Consider the following 797-nt stretch of genomic DNA (forward strand, 5'->3'; position numbering starts at 1 on the left):
TTCTCTATCATATCTAATCTACCAAGGTTAAGGATCACTTTGTGCTTTATGATACCTTTTTCTTTATCCCTGTATGCTTCCACAAGAAAATAAGGAAAAAGTGATAAAGTCGGGAAAAAGCTTTACTGCTTGCAAAACAAAGCACAAAGCTTGATTACAGTAAAATATCAGAAAAATTGATAACCGTTGTTTCAATCTGCCCTATATGACTCGTGAAGAAAAATCTCGCCTTTAGCATTTGCTTATTATCAGGATAGAGGCAGGTAAAAGCCTCGTTTCAGTTTATTGGCGGGGAGGTTGAAAATACATTTTTGGACGCAACCGATTAGCGAAAAATCTTAAGATTTTAAACACTAAAAGGCGCTCTGTGGTGGCGGCGGGGGGATTCGAACCCTCGACACTCCGGGTATGAGCCGGATGCTCTAACCACTGGGCTACGCCGCCATTCCTCTGTGTCTCTTAATCCTGTTGTTCTGGTCTGATAATGAGTCTTGTGATTCTTTCAGGAATTTCTTAAGCTTGTACTCAAAAGCACTCTTCTTGACTTCCTCAAACTGCTTGGGTGCTGGCTCATCACGCATTTTCTTTACAAAGCTCAAATTAAGTTTGTTGTCTTTGCCTCTTCCGCTTATCTTTACGAGTACTCTGTCGCCTTCCCTAATTATCTTTTGGTAATCCTCGCCAAGAGCTCTGGTAAGCTCGCCAACGTAGATAAGTCCGACTTTTCCTTCGTCAAGTTTTACAAAGGCACCATAAGGCATCAACCTAATTACTTTTCCTGCTAACTCGCTGTTTCC

1 protein-coding gene and 1 tRNA gene are annotated in these 797 nt (G+C 41.4%); both read right to left on the reverse strand.

Annotated elements, in window-relative coordinates; all coding sequences use genetic code 11:
* Nucleotides 1–368: 368 nt before the first annotated feature.
* A tRNA-Met gene (locus ACP5SP_RS08015) sits at nt 369–444 on the reverse strand.
* On the reverse strand, nt 435–797 hold a 363-nt coding region (locus ACP5SP_RS08020; protein WP_428076555.1), incomplete at its 5' end, for a S1 RNA-binding domain-containing protein. The genes ACP5SP_RS08015 and ACP5SP_RS08020, both read right to left, overlap by 10 nt.

Source organism: Caldisericum sp. (assembly GCF_049967455.1).
GTDB classification, from domain to species: Bacteria; Caldisericota; Caldisericia; order Caldisericales; family Caldisericaceae; genus Caldisericum; species Caldisericum exile_A.